General features: G+C 71.8%; 12 protein-coding genes. 7 read left to right on the top strand and 5 right to left on the bottom strand.

The window, feature by feature from the left end; all coding sequences use genetic code 11:
- Positions 1-18 precede the first annotated feature (18 nt).
- Both OKJ99_RS41420 and OKJ99_RS41415 read right to left on the bottom strand, forming a co-directional pair.
- The gene (locus tag OKJ99_RS41420; protein ID WP_326023765.1) at positions 19-2,241 is read right to left on the bottom strand and encodes an acetate--CoA ligase family protein; all 2,223 of its coding nucleotides are present in this window, start codon (positions 2,239-2,241) and stop codon (positions 19-21) included.
- 238 nt (positions 2,242-2,479) lie between these two features.
- Positions 2,480-3,652: a flavin-containing monooxygenase gene (locus tag OKJ99_RS41415; protein ID WP_326023764.1), complete on the bottom strand. Its 1,173-nt coding sequence runs from the start codon at positions 3,650-3,652 to the stop codon at positions 2,480-2,482.
- Positions 3,653-3,850: 198 nt separating this feature from the next.
- Here OKJ99_RS41415 and OKJ99_RS41410 point away from each other — a divergent pair, with 198 nt between their 5' ends.
- From OKJ99_RS41410 to OKJ99_RS41400, 3 genes are all read left to right on the top strand, one after another.
- Positions 3,851-4,303, top strand: coding sequence for a DoxX family membrane protein (locus OKJ99_RS41410; RefSeq protein ID WP_326023783.1), 453 nt, complete (start codon positions 3,851-3,853; stop codon positions 4,301-4,303).
- Complete coding sequence (locus tag OKJ99_RS41405) at positions 4,300-4,731, top strand: Zn-ribbon domain-containing OB-fold protein (RefSeq protein ID WP_326023763.1); 432 nt, start codon at positions 4,300-4,302, stop codon at positions 4,729-4,731. The genes OKJ99_RS41410 and OKJ99_RS41405 overlap by 4 nt, the downstream gene beginning before the upstream one ends.
- A gap of 73 nt (positions 4,732-4,804) precedes the next feature.
- A complete protein-coding gene (locus OKJ99_RS41400; protein WP_326023761.1) occupies positions 4,805-5,701 on the top strand; it encodes a GNAT family N-acetyltransferase in 897 nt (298 codons plus the stop codon).
- 333 nt (positions 5,702-6,034) lie between these two features.
- On the opposite strand, the gene OKJ99_RS41395 is transcribed toward OKJ99_RS41400, so the two are convergent.
- Positions 6,035-6,700, bottom strand: a complete 666-nt coding sequence (locus OKJ99_RS41395) for a pyridoxine/pyridoxamine 5'-phosphate oxidase (RefSeq protein ID WP_326023759.1) — start codon at positions 6,698-6,700, stop codon at positions 6,035-6,037.
- Between the two features lie 43 nt (positions 6,701-6,743).
- Positions 6,744-7,913 carry a thiolase C-terminal domain-containing protein gene (locus OKJ99_RS41390; RefSeq protein ID WP_326023757.1) on the bottom strand — a complete coding sequence of 390 codons (1,170 nt, stop codon included), beginning with the start codon at positions 7,911-7,913 and terminating at the stop codon, positions 6,744-6,746.
- Positions 7,914-8,029: 116 nt separating this feature from the next.
- Here OKJ99_RS41390 and OKJ99_RS41385 point away from each other — a divergent pair, with 116 nt between their 5' ends.
- Both OKJ99_RS41385 and OKJ99_RS41380 read left to right on the top strand, forming a co-directional pair.
- The gene (locus OKJ99_RS41385; protein ID WP_326023755.1) at positions 8,030-9,229 is read left to right on the top strand and encodes an acyl-CoA dehydrogenase family protein; all 1,200 of its coding nucleotides are present in this window, start codon (positions 8,030-8,032) and stop codon (positions 9,227-9,229) included.
- Positions 9,229-9,705, top strand: coding sequence for a nitroreductase family deazaflavin-dependent oxidoreductase (locus tag OKJ99_RS41380; protein WP_326023754.1), 477 nt, complete (start codon positions 9,229-9,231; stop codon positions 9,703-9,705). The genes OKJ99_RS41385 and OKJ99_RS41380 overlap by 1 nt, the downstream gene beginning before the upstream one ends.
- Positions 9,706-9,784: 79 nt before the next feature.
- Here the strand turns inward: OKJ99_RS41380 and OKJ99_RS41375 are convergent, their stop codons facing one another.
- Positions 9,785-10,432, bottom strand: coding sequence for a TetR family transcriptional regulator (locus tag OKJ99_RS41375; RefSeq protein ID WP_326023752.1), 648 nt, complete (start codon positions 10,430-10,432; stop codon positions 9,785-9,787).
- A gap of 163 nt (positions 10,433-10,595) precedes the next feature.
- Between OKJ99_RS41375 and OKJ99_RS41370 the strand changes: the two genes are divergently transcribed.
- Together OKJ99_RS41370 and OKJ99_RS41365 are read left to right on the top strand one after the other, a co-directional pair.
- The gene (locus OKJ99_RS41370) at positions 10,596-11,312 is read left to right on the top strand and encodes a VOC family protein (RefSeq protein ID WP_326023751.1); all 717 of its coding nucleotides are present in this window, start codon (positions 10,596-10,598) and stop codon (positions 11,310-11,312) included.
- A gap of 157 nt (positions 11,313-11,469) precedes the next feature.
- The coding region (locus tag OKJ99_RS41365) for a serine/threonine-protein kinase (RefSeq protein WP_326023750.1) at positions 11,470-12,376 on the top strand (907 nt) is incomplete at its 3' end.

The following is a 12,376-nucleotide window of genomic DNA, read 5'->3' as shown; positions in this document are numbered from 1 at the left end:
CGTTTTGTCGGTCGGCGGTCAGTGGCACACGGCGAGCGCGTCGAGGGCGACCGCGCCCTGGCCGCGCGGCAGCACCATCAGCGGGTTGATGTCCAGCTCGGCGAGGTCGTCGCCGAGTTCGAGTGCCATCCGCTGTACGCGCAGGATCACCTCGACCAGCGCGTCGATGTCGACGGGCGGCGCCCCCCTGACCCCGTCGAGCAGGGCCCGGCCCCGGAGTTGGTCGAGTACGGCCCGCGCCTGGCTCTCGCCGAAGGGCGGCACGGCGACGGCGGTGTCGCGCAGCACCTCCACGAGTACGCCGCCGAGGCCGACGGTCACGGTGGGGCCGAACAGGTCGTCGTGGGTGACGCCGACGACCATCTCGACGCCCCGCTCGACCATCTGGCAGACGAGGACGCCGTCGAGCTCGATGCCTTCGTAGCGGGCGATGTCGGTGAGTTCGCGGTACGCGTCCCGTACCTGGCTCGCGGACGTCAATCCGACCTTGACCAGGCCGAATTCGGACTTGTGGGCGAGCTGCGGCGCCGATGCCTTCATGACGACCGGGTAGCCGACGAGGGAGGCGGCCCGCACCGCCGCCGCCGCGCTCGTCACCAACTGCTCGCGCGGCACCCGGATCCCGTACGCCCGCAGCAGTTGCTTGGCCGCGTGCTCGCTCAGCTGGTGGCCCGGGCGCATCAGGGCCTGCGCCTTGCGGAAGGAGGGCGAGGGCGTGCGCGGCGCCTCGTCGAAGGGGGAGACGTACGAGGCCGTGAAGCGGTGGTGGTCGAGGTAGGCGCGGACGGCGGTGATGCAGTTGGCGAACGTGCGGAAGGTGGCGACGCGGGAGGAGCCGAGGAGCGTCGTGCGGTAGGCGTCCTCGGTGCCGACGGGCGAGCCCCACACCACGCACACCAGCTTGTCCGTCTGCTCGGCCGCGTCCACCAGGTCCTGGGCCAGCTTGTCGCTCATGGGCGGGAAGGGGCCGGTGATCGGGCAGATGAGGACGCCCACGGACGGGTCGGCCAGGATCGCGTCGATGATCTTTCGGCCGCGCCAGTCGCCGACCGGGTGGCCGCCGTTGTCGACCGGGTTCGCCACGCTCAGGTAGTCAGGTATCCATTGGTGCAGTTCCTCTTGTTTTTCCTGTGGAAGCGTGGGGAGTTGGAGGCCGGCTTCCGTGGCCAGGTCGGAGAAGTGGGCGCCGGTGCCGCCGGAGATCGAGTACACGACGACGCCGTCCGCCTGTGGCGGCTTGGCGCGGGCGAGCAGGGCGGAGGTGTCCTGGAGCTCGTCGAGCCCGTCGACGCGGATGACGCCGAACTGCCGCATGGCGGCGTCCACGACGGTGTCGGCGCCGGTGAGCTTCCCGGTGTGGGACGCGGCGGTACGGGCACCGGTCTCGGTCCGGCCGACCTTCACGGCGACGACCGGCACCCCTTCGCGCGCGGCCCGGTCGGCGGCGAGGAGGAAGGAGCGGCCGTCCTTGAGGCCCTCCACATAGCAGGCGATGGCGCCGACCTCGGGCCGCTGCGCGAAGTAGGAGATGAAGTCGGCGGTCTCCAGGTCGGCCTCGTTGCCGGTCGGTGCCCAGTGGGAGAGGCGGATGCCGAGTTCCTGGAGGGAGAAGACGGGGCGGCCCTGGTGGCCGGACTGGGTGATGAGTGCGATGGCCGGTCCTTCGAGGTCCTCGCGGAAGCGCTCGAAGGCGTTGAGGTTGGTGTTCGGGCCGAGGAGGCGCAGGCCCGAGCGCTCCACGGCGGCGGAGAGGCGCGCCTGCGCGGCGGCGCCCTCGTCGCCGGTCTCGGCGAACCCGGACGCGAAGGCGACGGCGAACTTCACCTTCGTGTCGGCGAGTTGCTCGATGACGGGCAGCGGATCGGCGACGAGCAGCACGGCGAGGTCCACCTGCTCGGGCAGCTCGGCGATGGAGGGGGAGCAGGGGAGGCCGAAGACGGTCTCTCGGGTCGGGTGCACCGGATACAGGCGCGCGCCGACCCGCTCCGCCCAGCCCATCAGCTGCCGGGTGATGCCGGTGTTGGGCCGCCCCTCGGCGTCGGACGCGCCGACGACGGCGACGGATTCGGGCCGGAAGAACCGGTCCAGATCCGGTACGTCGGAGTGCAGTGGGCGCCCGCTGACGTCCAGCTCTTCGGTGCCGGCCCGCCCGTGCACGGCGGGTCCGGGCTGCTCACCGCAGGCGATCACGCGGGCCCGGCGGGAGTCGGTGGTCAGGGTGCCGTACGTCGATCCAAGCATCGGTCCGCCCGCTCCTGTGTGACAGCGACATCTCTTGCCTGTGCAGTCTGTGCAGCTTGTTCAGTCTGTGCGGTCTGTGCAGCTTGTGTGGTCTGCGGCAGTGCCTCGGAGTTCCCTCGAGGAATAGCTGACGCTCAGTCAGATTACAGAACTGACGCTGTGTCAGGAACAGGGCTGCAGGCAAAGAGGTGGGACGAGTGTTCCGAGGGGCGTGCTCGCGCGGGTGTCCCGGCCCGTCTCAGGAGGGGAGTTGTGCGGCCACTGCCTTGCCGATGCGGCCGGCGTCGAGGGCGAGTTCGCGGAGCATGCCGGATATCGGGTTCGTGTAGCCGGTGAAGTGGAGGCCGGGGAGCGAAGGGGTGCGGGGGGAGGCGGAGCGGGGGCGTCCGGTGGCGGGGTCGAGGACGTCCAGGTGGCCCACCAGGTCCTGAAGGCCCTGCTGGTATCCGGTGGCCGCGATCACCGTGTCCGGGGTGACGCGGGTGCCGTCGGAGAGGACCACCGCGTCCGCGTCGAAGGAGGTGACGGCGGCGACGGGTTCGACCTTCCCGGTCCGTACGGCGTCGATGAAGCCGACGTCCTGCACCGGGATGGCGCCCTCGCGCACCCGCGAGTAGAGGCCGGTGTCGGGGCGTCGCAGGCCCTGCGCCGACAGGTCGGGCACGCTCATCTTGCCGAGGGGCACCGCGAGCCGGTCCACCAGGCCGACCGGCAGGCGCCGGCAGAGGATGCCGGTGCGCTGGGCGGGCCAGCCGAGCGTGGAGCGGCGCACGATGTGCGGCGCGGTGCGCACGGCGATGCGGACGCGCGCGGCGCCGCCCTCGATGAGGTCGACGGCGATCTCGGTGCCGGTGTTTCCCGCGCCGACGACGAGGACGTCCTGGCCGGTGAAGGGGGCCGGGCTGCGGTACTCGCCCGCGTGCAGCAGCTTCCCGGTGTACGTGGAGGCGCCGGGCCAGTCGGGCAGGTGCGGGGTGTGGTTGTAGCCGGTGGCGACGACCACGGCGGCCGAGGTCAGCTCGCGGCCACCGGTGGCCCGCAGCAGCCAGCCCGGACCGTCGGGGGTCCGCTCGACGCGGGTGACCTCGACGCCCGTGACGACTTCCAGGTCGTGGTGCTCGACGTACTTCTCCAGATAGCGCACGACGTCGTCGCGGGCGACCCAGCGGCCGAAGTGGCGCGGCATCGGCAGTCCGGGCAGGCCCGAGAGGCGGCGCGTGGTGTGCAGGTGGAGGCGGTCGTAATGGCCGCGCCAGGAGGTGCCGACGTGGTCGGACTTCTCCAGGACGACGGCCCGGACACCGTGCGCCTCGAGGCCGACGGCCGCGGCGAGTCCGCCGGGACCGCCCCCGATGACGTACACGGGCGGGCGTTCATGGCTGCGTGCCGGTGCTTGTGGGGAGTCGGCCATGCACGGAGCGTATTCCGATGCCGGTTTGAGCGGGACCGGTCAAGACGGAAACCGGTTGCGAATTGATCACGGGCAGCGATCCGTGCCGCTCGGCCGTTGTCGCGTGCGGGGCCCTTGCGGAGGTGGTGCCGGATGCGTTGAACTGGCCTACCTCACTAACTGACGTACCGTCAGAAAATGAAGGAGGGGCCGGACTTCATGGACGCGATAGGGCTCAGCGGCGCCGAGTGGCTCGCCGTGCTGCGCATCGGGCTCGGCCTGTGGTGGCTGGAGAGCTGGCGGCACAAGGACAAGAAGGGCTGGTTCGAGCGGGGGACGGGTATCGCCTGGGCCGCCGATGTCGCGGGCAAGCACAAGTGGAACGCGGTGCGCAGCGGCTTCGAGGTCGTCGTGAAGCCGCGGCCGAAGACGATGGCGTATGTCGTGGTGTATGCCGAACTCGCCCTGGGGATCGGGCTGATCCTCGGATTCCTGACGCCGATCGCGCTGGTCGGCGGACTGCTGCTGAATCTTCTGTACTTCACGCTCATGATCCATGACTGGGCCGAGCAGGGGCAGAACGCGATGATGGGTCTGATCTCGCTCGTCGCGCTGTTCGCCATGTCCTGGCAGGCCTGGTCCCTCGACCACGCGATCGGACTGTTCTCGTGAGTGCTGTAGGCGGCGACGTACGTTTCGATGTCCCCGAGCCCGATGCCTTCACGCGGCCCTACTGGGAGGCGGCCGCAGAGGGGCGGCTGCTGCTCAGGCACTGCGGGGGCTGCGGGCGTGACCATCACTATCCGCGGGAGTTCTGCCCGTTCTGCTGGAGTGAGTCCCCCGAGGAAGTGGGGTGGGTGGACGCGAGTGGTCGCGCCACGCTCTATACGTGGTCCGTCGTGCACCGCAACGATCTGCCGCCCTTCGGGGGGCGTACGCCGTACACCGCCGCGGTCGTCGATCTCGCCGAGGGGCCGCGGATGATGACGGAGATCGTGGAGTGCGCGGAGGCCGATCTGCGGATGGGGATGGAGCTGACGGTCGCCTTCCGAGAGGGCGGAGAAGGCTTCGCCGTGCCGGTGTTCAGGCCTGCGGCGTAAGCGGCGCGGCCATGCGGTGGCCCGCGCCGTAATCCGGTGGCTGTGCGGCTGCGCGCGCGGCCATCATGGCCCGATGACGACCTCACGGGCACGCACGGGCGAGTGGCTGCTGACGTCGAGTCTCGATGAATTCGACGCACAGGCCGGGGAGTTGCTGGCCTCTGACCCGTCGCTGCACACCGTGGCGCTCAGTGTCACCGCGCGCATGCGGGCGTCCGGCTGGGCGGCCGACGGCGCGCGCTTCGGTGTGTGGACAGGGCCCGGCGGCCGGGCGACCGGCTACTTCTTCTGGACGCCGCCCCACTTCCTGTACGTGGCGCTGCCCGGAGAGGGAGCGGGCCGCAAGGAGGCGGCCGACGCCCTGGTCGACGCCCTCGCCGGGCTGCCGGTCGACGGCGCGAACGGCGCGCTGGAGTCGACGGCCGCCCTCGCCGGGGCCTGGCTCGAACGGCATCCCGGTGCGCGGGCCGAGCGTGTGACGCGGCAGCGGCTGTTCCGGCTCGGTGAACTCACACCGCCGAAGAGCCTGCCCGAGGGCGGGTCGCGGGTCGCGGGCGAGGCCGACCGGGGCCTTCTCGCGGACTGGCATCTGGCCTTCGAGGCGGAGGCGCACGCGCGCAACGCCGCGACGCGGGAGCAGGCCGAGGCGTGGGCCGACGAGCGCATCGCCTACGGCGGCATCACGCTCTGGGAGGACGCCGGCGGCGCTCCCGTCTCGATGGCGGGCCTCACCCGCGGGTCGCTGGGCACCGTCCGGGTCGCCCCCGTCTACACGCCGCCCGCGCTGCGCGGCCGGGGGTACGCGGCCGCCGTCACCGCCGAGGTCAGCCGGGCCGCGCGGGCCGGGGGCGCCGAAGAGGTGCTGCTCTTCACGGACCTCTCCAACCCGACGAGCAACGCCCTCTATCAGCGCCTCGGCTACCGGCCGGTCCGGGAGTTCGCGGTGTGGGAGTTCACGGGGCGAGGCTGAGGGGCGGCGCTCGCGCGGCCGGGGTTCCGGCGATCGCGGCCCACGGCGCGACGGTTCGAGCGGTCGAGGCTCCGGTCGCCGCCGCCGCACGGGCGGGCGTCCCAGGCGTTAGGGCCCTTCTGACGGATCTTGCTGGAGTCGCGAGCCCTGGCACGCACATCTGCGGCGTTGTCGTCGGTTGCCAACGCTCCGCGTTGACGCCCTCCTCCGCCTTGCAGCTGCACGCACCAGACCCCGCTTGTCGGCACCGCACGTGGACGCCGTCCGCGTCCAGCCTGATCCGTCAGAAGGACCCTAGCGGTCCCGGCGCTCACGCCCTGAGCGGTCGCGGCGTCACGGCCACAGCAGCTCCTTGACCCAGCCCTCCGTCGTGCGTCGGTACCGGAGGCGTACGTGGCGGCGGCGGGTGTCGCCCTGGAAGAACTCCACCTCGTCCGGGGTCAGCTCGTAGACCGTCCAGGAGGGGGCCGCGGCGTCCGGTTCGTGCTGCGCGCGCTCCCACGCCGCGTCCGAGGCGCGCTCCAACTCCTCGTAGGAGCCGAGCTGTTCGCTCTGGTGGCCGACGAGTGCCGAGGCGAGCGCGCCGGTCGAGCGGGCGTGCAGGTCGGCGTGGGCGGTCTCGGGTGGCGCCGTGCGGACGGGGCCGCGGACCCGGATCTGGCGGCCCTGCGACGGCCAGTAGAAGCCGAGCGCCGCGTACGGGTGCGCGGCGAGCTGGCGGCCCTTCGCGCTGCCCGCGTGCGAGGCGAAGTGCCAGCCGTGCGTCTCGTCGGCGCCGTGCAGCATCACCGTGCGGATGTCGGGGTGGCCCTCGGCGTCCGTCGTCGCGAGCGACGGGGTGTGCGGCTCGGGCTGGCCCGCCGCCACGGCCGCGGCGAACCACTGCGTGAACAGGGGGAGCGGCGCCGCGGGTGTGTTCCGCGGGTCGAAGTCGGGCAGCTCGGTGTCCCATACGCGCAGGGAGCGCAGCAGGGCGTCCAGATCGGGTTCCGGTTCCATCCCCCGATTCTCGCCCCCGCCCCCCGATTCCCGCCCCCGCCCCTCAGTCCCGCCCCAGCACCACCGTCCCCGCCGAGCAGAACCATCCACCCGTCCCGGACGCCACCGCCAGCCGCGGCAGCGAACCGTCCGCCCGCCGGACCTGGTGGTCGCCCGCCTCGCCGCGCAGTTGCCGTGCCGCTTCCACCAGGAGGAACAGGCCGCGCATGCCGGGGTGCTGGGCGGACAGGCCGCCGCCGTCCGTGTTCGTCGGCAGCTCGCCGTCGTGCAGGAGGCGGCCCTTCTCGACGAAGGCGCCGCCTTCCCCCTTGGCGCAGAAGCCCAGGTCCTCCAGGGTCACGAGCGTCATGTACGTGAAGGCGTCGTAGATCTCCGCGATGTCGATCTCGGACGGGGTGACCCCGGCCCGTTCGAAGGCGAGGCGCCCGCTCACCGCCGCCGGTGAGACCGTGAAGTCGTCCCACTCGGACATGGTGGTGTGCGAGACGTGCTCTCCGGAGCCCAGTACCCAGACCGGAGGTTTTGCGCAGTCGCGCACCAGGTCCTCGGCCACGAGCAGCACCGCGGCGCCGCCGTCCGAGCGTATGCAGCAGTGCAGTTTCGTGAAGGGGTCCGCGATCATCGGGCCGTCCAGCACCTCGTCGACCGTGATCGGGTCGCGGAACATGGCGTCCGGGTTGCGGGAGGCGTTCGCGCGGGCCTGGACCGCGACCTGGGCGAGCTGCTCAAGGGTCGTGCCGTACTCGTGCATGTGGCGGCGGGCCGCCATCGCGTACTTGGCGATCAGCGAGTGGCCGTACGGGACCTCGAACTGGAGGGGGCCGCGCGCGCCGAAGGAGAGGTTCGAGGTGCGGCGCTTCGCCTTGATGTCGGCGCGGGCCGTGGAACCGTAGACGAGGAGGACGGCGCGCGCGTGGCCCGCCCGGATCGCGTCGGCCGCGTGCGCCGCCATGACCTCCCAGGTGGAGCCGCCGACCGAAGTGGAGTCGACCCAGCGGGGTTTGAGCCCCAGGTATTCGGCGACCTCGACCGGTGCGAGGGTGCCGAGGCCCGCCGACGCGAAGCCGTCGATGACGGAAGGGGACAGGCCCGCGTCGGCGAGCGCCCGGCGGGCGGCCTGGGCGTGCAGGGCGTAGGGAGTGGCTTCGTCGACGCGGCCGCAGTCGGAGAGGGCGATGCCCGTGATGGCGACCTTGCTTCCGCTCTCAGTCATGAATCTGACGGTACATCAGATACGGGGGTGTGGAGGAGTGTGCGTGGGAGTGTGCGTAGCTCTGGGCATCCGGCGGTCGGCGTCCTAACATGACGCCCCGTCAGAAAGGGGCCCACATGGACGCCAGGTTCACCGAGGAACAGCAAGAGATCCGCCGTACCCTGCGCGAACTCGCCACCAAGCGCTGCACCCCGGACGACGTCAAGGCCGCCACGCGCACCCCCGTCGGCCATGACCTCGCCCTGTGGGGCACCCTCAGCGCGGAGCTCGGCCTGCCGGGGCTCGCGCTGCCGGAGGAGTGCGGGGGCGTGGGCGGAACCTTCGTAGAACTCGCGCTGGCGGGCGAAGAGTTGGGGCGCGCGCTCGCGCCCACGCCGCTGCTCGCCACCAGCGGGCTCGCGGCCCCGCTGATCTCCGCCCTCGGCACGGAGGCGCAGCGCTCCGCGCTGCTGCCGAAGATCGCCGAGGGCGCCTTGACCGCGACGCTCGCCGTGCCGGGCACGGGCCTCGCCACCGCTCTCGGGCTCGTCGCCGACAACGCCGGGGACTGGGCGGGCGGCGGCCGGGCGGGCGGCGTACAGGCCGGCCGGCAGGAGAACGGATGGCGGCTCTATGGGCAGGCCGAGCAGGTGCTCGACGGCCACAGCGCCGGGCTGCTGCTCGTCGCCGCGCACACCGGGGGCTTCGCCCGCTCCCGCACGCTCCTGTTCCTCGTCCGCGAGGACGCCCCCGGACTCGTCCGCGTGCGCCAGACGGCCATGGACGAGACGCGGCCGCAGGCGCGCATCGAACTCCGCAATGTCGAGGCCGAGTTGCTGGGGACCGAGGACGGAGATGTGACCGGTGCGCTTGCCGCCGTCGGGGACACCGTCGCCACGCTGCTCGCCGCCGAGGCCGTAGGTGCCGCGGACCGGGCCCTTGAGCGGACCGTCGAGTACGTCAAGGAACGGGAGCAGTTCGGCCGGCCCGTCGGCTCCTTCCAGGCCGTGAAGCACCGGCTCGCCGATGTGTACGTACAGGTGCAGGCGGCGCGCTCGGCCGCGTACTACGCGGCGTGGGCCGCGAGCACCCCCGATGAGGCCCGCGTCGGCGGGCTCGCGCTCGCCCAGGCGCTGGAAGCGCTGCGGACCGGGGCGGGCGAGGCCGTGCAGCTGCACGGCGGCATCGGGTTCACCTGGGAGCACGAGGCGCACCTGTACCTGAAGCGGGCCACCGGCGACGAGCTGCTGTTCGGGCCCGTGCACCTGCTGCGCGACCGTGCCGCGCAGGCCGCCGAGCTGTTCGCGCCGGGGCCCGGCCTGGAGGTGGCGGTCTGATGGCGCCACCGGGCATCAAGCTGGTGCAGAAGGTGTCGTCGACGCGGACGTTCGGCCGCCTCGCGCCGCACGTCATTCCCGCCCTGGACCGCGCCGTGCACCGGCTCACGCGCGGAAAGGTGCTGCTCAGCGCGCAGATGCTGCCGGGCGTGATCCTCTGCGTGCGCGGCGCGAAGAGCGGGATCGAGCGGCGTACTCCACTCGCGTGCATGCCCGAGGAGGAGCGGGGGACCTGGCTGCTGATCGGGTCGAACTTCGGGCGGCCCGGTCATCCCGCCTGGACCGCGAATCTGCTCGCGCATCCGGACGCCGAGATCAACTGGCGCGGTGCGGACGTCCCGGTGACGGCCCGGCTCCTTCAGGGTCCTGAGCGGGAGGAGGCCTGGGCGGCGGCGCTGAAATTCTGGCCGCCCTACGCCACGTACCAGCGGCGGGTGGAACGGGAGATCCGGCTGTTCCGGCTCGAGCGTCGCTGAGCGGGTCACTGGAAGCTGCAACAGCGGCGGCTCACGTTGGACCACGCGAACCGCCGCTGCACGACAGGACCAGGAAGATTTACTTGGTGGGCTTCTTTCCGGTCACGCCCAGGTGCACCAACAGCGCGAGGTTCGGCTTGAGTTCGGCCTGCTTGACACCCCAGGTCTGGAAGCCCTTCTGATGCGAGGCGACCGCCGCGAGCATCGCGACCAGTGAACCGGCCACCGCGGCCGGACTCACGTCCTTGTCGACCTTGCCCTTGTCCTGAAGGTCCTTGACGGCGTCCGCGAGAGAGTTGTTCACCGAGTTCAGGATCTTCATGCGGAGCTTGTAGAAGCGCTTGTCGCCCTCGGCCGCGCCGAGGTCGACGACCCGCAGGATCGCGTCGTTCTTGCGCCAGAACTCCAGGAATCCGTCCACGAGTTCCTGCGCCGTGGCCCAGCCGGCCTTGCCGACCCAGGAGCGGTCCGCGACCAGTTCGGTCAACCCCGCGCCCACGGTGGCCATTTGCTCGGCGATCTCCAGGACGGCGCCCTCGACGTCCGGGAAATACTGATAGAAGGTCGCGGGCGAAGTGCCCGCCTTTCGCGCGACATCAATGACTTTGACGTCCCGGTAGGGCGAGGAGCTGAGCATCTCGCCGAGGCAGTCGAGCAGCTTCTGACGTGTTGCCTGACCACGCCGGCCGGCCACGCGGCCGTCGACGGTCCGTACTTGTCCTGTCATGCCGTCAGCTTACCGAGGGGTGATCGGAGCGCGATCTGGCCGACTGCAAATGGGGTTGGCCGTCATGACCTCCGGTCAAATGACGCGCCGTGAGCGACGGGAATTGGCCAAACGTTCGAATTTCAATCACAGGGGCCCGTTCGGCCTGGTTAGCGTGACGCTCATGCGTCCCGCCCGCCGCGACCGGCTCGACTTCCCCGAAATTCCCGAAGGGGCCCCGTGCTGGGCCGACGTCCGGCTCGCGGACGTCGAGGCGGGCAAGCGGTTCTACGGCGATCTCTTCGGCTGGACCTTCGACGAGGGCGCGGGCGCCGAGCGCGGCTACTACACGGCGGCGTACAGCGAGGACCGCGGCGTCGCCGCCCTCGCCCCGGCGAATCTGGGCGTCCAGTGGCGGGTGCACCTGGCCGTGCGCGACGCGTACGCCGCCGCCGAACGGGTCGTCGCGGCGGGCGGGCACATCGTGGCGGGGCCGCTGTCCGGCGGGACGGAGGCGACCGTGGCGCTCGCGCTGGGTCCCGAGGGGGCGGCGTTCGTGCTGCGGCAGGCGGGGAGCCACCGGGGCTTCGAGGCGGTGGGTGGGGCCGGGGCGTTCTGCGGCGCCGAGCTGCTCACACCCGATGCCGCGCTGAGCGAATCCTTCTACGGGGCCGTATTCGAAGAGGGGGTCTTCGGGGTGGCGGTCCGCCGTAGGGTCGTCCCCGAGGGGCCCGGCCGGTTCCTGCTCCACTTCGGCTGCGCCGACGCCGACGCCACGGCGGCGGCCGCGGTCCGCCTCGGCGGGCGGGTGCGGGTGGGGCCGCACCCCACGGCGTACGGACGGGCCGCCGTGATCGAGGATGATCAAGGGGCGGTGTTCGCGGTGTGCGAGCAGGCGTGAGAGGCCCGAAAACTCCGAGACACCCCGTTTTGACCCGAGGTTCGCAACTGAGGGCCGAGACAGGAAGAATCGGGGTGTGTGCCGCCGTGGCGCTTCGGTGGTGAGACGCTGGCGGGGGCCGTGAGTGCGGTGGCCCGCACGGGGAGGTGGCAGGCAAGTGATGGATCAGCTGACGCAGCACGATCCGAGGCGGATCGGTCCGTTCGAGGTTCTGGGACGGCTCGGCGCGGGCGGCATGGGCCTGGTCTATCTGGCGCGCTCGGCCTCGGGCCGACGCGTGGCGATCAAGACGGTGCGTACGGAACTCGCGGAGGACCAGCTGTTCCGGGTCCGCTTCACGCGCGAGGTCGAGGCGGCACGGGCGGTGTCCGGTTTCTATACGGCCGCCGTCGTCGACGCCGACCCGCGCGCGGCCGTGCCCTGGCTCGCCACCGCGTACGTGCCCGCGCCCTCCCTCGAAGAAATAGTGAACGAGACCGGGCCGCTGCCCGCCCAGGCCGTGCGCTGGCTCGCCGCGGGCGTCGCCGAGGCCCTGCAGTCGATCCACGGCGCGGGCCTGGTGCACCGCGACCTCAAGCCGTCGAACGTGCTGGTCGTCGAGGACGGTCCGCGCGTCATCGACTTCGGCATCGCGTCCGGCGTCTCGAACACGCGCCTGACCATGACGAACGTGGCGGTGGGCACGCCCGCGTACATGTCGCCCGAGCAGGCGAAGGACTCGCGCAGCGTGACGGGGGCGTCGGACGTCTTCTCGCTCGGCTCGACCCTCGTCTTCGCGGCGACCGGGCACGCCCCGTTCCACGGCGCGAACCCGGTCGAGACCGTGTTCATGCTGCTGCGAGAGGGCCCGGACCTGGAAGGGCTCCCGGAGGAGCTGCGGCCGCTGCTCGAAGCGTGCATGCAGATGGACGCGGCCAAGCGGCCCTCCCCCGCCGACCTGCAGTCCCAGCTCGCCCCGCACCTGTTCGGCGCGGGCAGTGACGACAGCGGCACCTCGGTGCTCCTGCCGAACCTCCATCACCCCGCCCGGATCGCCGAGGACGCCGCCGTCGTCGACCTCATCA

It is taken from the genome of Streptomyces endophyticus, from assembly GCF_035798155.1.
Classification (GTDB): Bacteria; Actinomycetota; Actinomycetes; order Streptomycetales; family Streptomycetaceae; genus Streptomyces; species Streptomyces endophyticus.
Note: the sequence above shows the minus strand (reverse complement) of the source record. Positions and strands in the feature narration are given on the sequence as shown.

Bases quoted from the DNA above. Each gene is read 5' to 3' on its own strand.
- OKJ99_RS41415 (WP_326023764.1), bottom strand. From the start codon at position 3,652: ATGGCCGACTCCCCACAAGCACCGGCACGCAGCCATGAACGCCCGCCC.
- OKJ99_RS41410 (WP_326023783.1), top strand. From the start codon at position 3,851: ATGGACGCGATAGGGCTCAGCGGCGCCGAGTGGCTCGCCGTGCTGCGC.
- OKJ99_RS41385 (WP_326023755.1), top strand. From the start codon at position 8,030: ATGGACGCCAGGTTCACCGAGGAACAGCAAGAGATCCGCCGTACCCTG.
- OKJ99_RS41370 (WP_326023751.1), top strand. From the start codon at position 10,596: ATGCGTCCCGCCCGCCGCGACCGGCTCGACTTCCCCGAAATTCCCGAA.
- OKJ99_RS41390 (WP_326023757.1), bottom strand. From the start codon at position 7,913: ATGACTGAGAGCGGAAGCAAGGTCGCCATCACGGGCATCGCCCTCTCC.
- OKJ99_RS41420 (WP_326023765.1), bottom strand. From the start codon at position 2,241: ATGCTTGGATCGACGTACGGCACCCTGACCACCGACTCCCGCCGGGCC.
- OKJ99_RS41400 (WP_326023761.1), top strand. From the start codon at position 4,805: ATGACGACCTCACGGGCACGCACGGGCGAGTGGCTGCTGACGTCGAGT.
- OKJ99_RS41375 (WP_326023752.1), bottom strand. From the start codon at position 10,432: ATGACAGGACAAGTACGGACCGTCGACGGCCGCGTGGCCGGCCGGCGT.
- OKJ99_RS41395 (WP_326023759.1), bottom strand. From the start codon at position 6,700: ATGGAACCGGAACCCGATCTGGACGCCCTGCTGCGCTCCCTGCGCGTA.
- OKJ99_RS41380 (WP_326023754.1), top strand. From the start codon at position 9,229: ATGGCGCCACCGGGCATCAAGCTGGTGCAGAAGGTGTCGTCGACGCGG.